The organism is Candidatus Eisenbacteria bacterium (genome assembly GCA_016867495.1).
In the GTDB taxonomy this organism is placed as follows: domain Bacteria; phylum Eisenbacteria; class RBG-16-71-46; order CAIMUX01; family VGJL01; genus VGJL01.
The window spans coordinates 1-4,119 of the sequence record VGJL01000218.1; the positions used below are offsets into that span (position 1 = coordinate 1).

General features: G+C 66.9%; 3 protein-coding genes. 1 reads left to right on the forward strand and 2 read right to left on the reverse strand.

All coding sequences use genetic code 11. The annotated features are described in order from the left end of the window. The coding region (locus tag FJY88_12455; protein ID MBM3288147.1) for a hypothetical protein at positions 1-537 on the reverse strand (537 nt) is incomplete at its 3' end. Positions 538-963: 426 nt separating this feature from the next. On the opposite strand from FJY88_12455, the gene zupT reads away from it, so the two are divergent. Then, positions 964-1,821, forward strand: coding sequence for a zinc transporter ZupT (zupT, locus tag FJY88_12460; protein ID MBM3288148.1), 858 nt, complete (start codon positions 964-966; stop codon positions 1,819-1,821). 81 nt (positions 1,822-1,902) lie between these two features. Here the strand turns inward: zupT and FJY88_12465 are convergent, their stop codons facing one another. Further along, entirely contained in the window at positions 1,903-4,107 is a 2,205-nt protein-coding gene (locus FJY88_12465) for a T9SS type A sorting domain-containing protein (protein ID MBM3288149.1), read from the reverse strand. Positions 4,108-4,119: the final 12 nt, after the last annotated feature.

Here is a 4,119-nt window from a genome sequence, read left to right on the forward strand (position 1 = left end):
CGGGGGCGGAGGCTGCGGGCAAGGGTTGGGATCGCAGGGTGCGTCATCTCCCTGGTAGGTTCCGCCCTGCGTGGCGCAATCGTCGGCCGTGGTCGTGATGCAGGATCCATCTGCGAGGCAGCAGGCTCCCTGCGCGGGGGGCGGGGGCGGAGGCTGCGGGCAAGGGTTGGGATCGCAGGGCGCGTCATCTCCCTGGTAGGTTCCGCCCTGCTTGGCGCAATCGTCTGCCGTGGTCGTGACGCAGGATCCATCAGCGAGGCAGCAGGCTCCCTCCGCGGGGGGCGGGGGAGGAGGCGCGGAGCAGGGGTCAGGCTCACATGCCGTCTCGTCCCCCTGGTACGTGCCGCCGGCATCCTTACACTCCTGCTCGGTGAGTAGAATGCAGGAGCCATCCGGAAGGCAACAGGCGCCGGTCTGCAGGGCCTCCAGGATCCGGAGCTCGCTCCCCGTCAGGGACCGCGATGTCGGCTCATCATCAGTGCATCCCGCGATGACGAAGAGAACTGCGAACGCAAGACACCCCAGGCGAATTCTCATCATGGCTTCTCCTTCAGGCAGCTATTGCTTCGTGTGGCGGGCGAGTCGGCATCTTCTCAGGCCCTCGGGGTGGCGTGGGCCGCCTCCAATCGGGCTCGGGCCGTCGGATAGGGAGTGCGCTCCATCCTGACCGATAGCGCTGCGCGGGAAGACGCCTCCCCATGTCGTTATCGGGCGGCCTTACCTTTCGCTTGAGTCTTCTTCTGCTCGATCAGGTCGGCGAGATTGTCGCCAAGGATGGCAGGGTAGTTGCCCCGGACTCCGACTGGCCGGATTCCAGGGGAGCGACTACACTGCTCCTTGGCGCGCCGGCCGGCATGAAGCCGGCCCGGACGCAGGGCGGCCCGGCCAGTTTGCCTGCGGTGTGCGGCCCGGGCGGAGCCGGAGTCTGTGGGCAATCGAACGGCGCGGAGAGATGAATTCCGGATGATCGGCCACGGGACCTCAGAGATCCTCCTTGCCCTCGCGGTGACTCTGATCGCCGGCCTCGCGACCGGGATCGGAAGCGCCATCGCCTTCTTCGCCCGAACCACCAACTACCGCTTCCTGTCGGTGTCGCTGGGCTTCTCCGCCGGCGTGATGATCTATATCTCGTTCGTCGAGATTCTCAGGAAGGCCATCGACTCCCTCGTCGACGCGCATGGCGGCGCGACCGGCGAGTGGATCGCCACCGGCTCGTTCTTCGCGGGAATGATCATCATGGGATTGATCGACCGCATGGTCCCGGCGGCCGAGAATCCTCACGAGATCAGGACCGCGGGCGATCTCGACCGCATACGGGCCAGGCGTGAGATCGTAGCGTCCGGGACGGGCGAGCCGGCCCCTTCCTCCACGCGTCTTCTGAGGATGGGCGTGTTCACGGCGATGGCTATCGCGATCCACAACTTCCCCGAGGGGATGGCGACCTTCTTCGCGAGCATCAGCGACCTGCACCTCGGCATAGCGACCGGCATCGCGCTTGGACTGCACAACATCCCCGAGGGGATCAGCGTCTCGGTGCCGATCTACTTCGCGACGGGGAATCGGTCCCGCGCCTTCCTCCTCTCTTTCTTGTCCGGCCTGGCGGAGGTGCTGGGCGGGATTCTGGGCGTGATCCTCCTGGGCTTTGTCGCCTCGCCCAGTCTTCTCGGAATCGTCTTCGCCATCGTGGCCGGATTCATGGTCTACGTCTCCCTCGACGAGCTCCTTCCGACGGCGAGAGAATACGGCAAGAGCCATGAAGTCCTGGCCGGGATCCTCCTCGGGATGGCCGTCATGGCCACGAGTCTCCTCTTGCTGCGATAGGCCGGCTCGATCGCGAAGAAACGGCCGATCCCTTTCGGGACCGGCCGCTCCTCGCGTTACTGGATCGGTTGCGCTGGGCTGCTATTTCAGGAGCGTCATCTTCTTGGTGTCATTCCAGTCGCCCGCCTCGATCCGATAGAAGTAGACCCCGCTGGTCGCCTCGTTGCCGCCGGCGTCACGGCCGTCCCAGGTCGCGCTGCGCGAGCCCGGCGTGAGCGTCCCCTCCACGAGCGTCCGCACCCTGCGGCCGGTGACGTCGTAGATCGAGAGGTTCACAGCCGACGACTTCGGCAGGTCGTAGCGGATCGTCGTGACCGGATTGAACGGGTTGGGGGCGTTGACGTGCAGCGCGAAGCGCGTCGGGATGATCTCCTCGGCGCTCGACGGATTGGCGTTGACGACAACAGCCAGCGGGCTGGCGGGACCCCAGTTGCCCGCCGCGTCCTTGCCGCGCATCCAGATCGTCTCGTTCCCGGCAGCCAGGACGCGGTTGTCGATCACAGTGCTCAGGGTCGCGACCGGCGAGACCCCGGGAGCGGTCAACAGGTGCGCGCCGGCCCCGCCGGGAGGCGCCGCCGTCGGCCCGTTGGACCACTCGATCGCCACGATGTTCGAGTTGCCCATCGAGACGTCGCTCGTCGTCCCCGTCAGGGTCGTCTGGTACGGAGAGACCTTCAGGACGGGGTTCGGGCTGATGAACATCGAACCGCCCACCATCAGCGGGCCGCGCGTGTCGCCGCCGGCCCGGTTGATCGTGAAGTTCGATGCGCAGGCCTCGGCCGCCGACAGCACAGGCGCGCCGTTGTCCTCGATCACGACGCGGACGCGGTACTGGATCCCGTTCGGGACCGAGCTGATGTCCCAGGTGTAGGGGCTCGTCCCCGGCGCGGCCGTGATCAAGGTCCAGCTTTCGCCGCTGTTGTCGCTGTAGTAGAGCCTGCGAGCGGCGATCGAGTAGCCGGCCCCCGCCGACTCGGTCCAGGAGATCGAGATCGAGTTGTCCGTGAAGACCTCTCCGCCCGCCGGGGCCGTGAGGTCAACGATGGGATTGTCGCGTCCGACCAGCCAGGTCAGCGTCTTGTCGAGGATGTCGGCGCGGACCGCGTCGTCAGCCTGGGTGTTGTTGAGGTGCGCCCACTCGAAGAAGTTGCTCGAGATCTTCTCCGGAGTCCCGCCCCAGACCGCGTGCAGCGGGTCGCCTACGGGACCCGAGGTCGTGAAGCGCAGGGCGATGTCGTCCACCGACGTGTCGTTGTCTCGCCAAACGTAGGCGAAGCTGCCGCCAATCGCCAGGCCATCGATCTCGTCGCCCGCCGCGCCGCTGCGGTGCGGGGTGTAGGAGACGCCCGCCGTGTAGCCGCCGCTGATCGGGTCGCTGGCGATTCCGCGCACCTGCGAGAAGCTGGCGGGGTCGGACTGCCAGACGGAATGCAGCTCGTTCTTGAACCAGTCGCAGCGTGCCACCGTGTAGTCGGGCGAGGTGGGATCGCAGAAGTCCCACGCCACGTCGTGCGAGAAGATCGCGAACCGGCTGCCGAGATCGTTCAGCCTCGCCACCGAGTCGCGCGCGGCGTCGGTCAGCATCGGGTATTGCTCCAGACCCGTCTGCCAGACGACGGCCTTGAAGGAGGCCATCCCGCTGACCAGATCCCCCACGTACGGGGTGGCAGCCGAAGCTCCCTCCCAGATCGTGTAGGTCCAGCCGATCCGGGCGAAGGCGTTCGTGTAGCGGACCTTCTTGTCGAAAGTCGAATCGCCGATCACGAGCAGGACGTCGCGATTGCGGTCGGCCGTGAATGTGTAGTGCATCCCGCCGTTGTCGTCCCGCACGGCGTTGCCGGCGCCGTCGGCCGTCTCCACGTCGTAGTAGTAGAGAGTGCCCGGGAGCAGCCCGCTCAGGGCCACCGCATGGGAGGACACCATGATCGGGTCGACGCCCGTTTCGAGGCCCAGGGCCGGCGTCGGGCCGTAGTAGACCTTCGAATCGCCGACCGTGCTGGAAGTCCAGTTGATCGTCGCGTCCGACTCCGTGATCGCCGTGGCCCGCACGTTGGTGATCGTCGGACCCGTCAGATCCACGACCGCCGTCGCCGTCAGCGTCGTCACCGGATTGGCGTCGTTGTAGGTGACCACGATCTCGTCGCCCTCGGTGACAGAGAGCAGGCCGTCGCCGCCGGCGGCCATCGCGAGCGTCAGCGGGAGGCTTCCCTGGTAGATTCCGCCCGCGCCCGGCAGGACCACCGTCTCCGTCGAGGACTCCGTCGTGCTCGTCGCCGTGACCGACACGGAAGCGCCTGC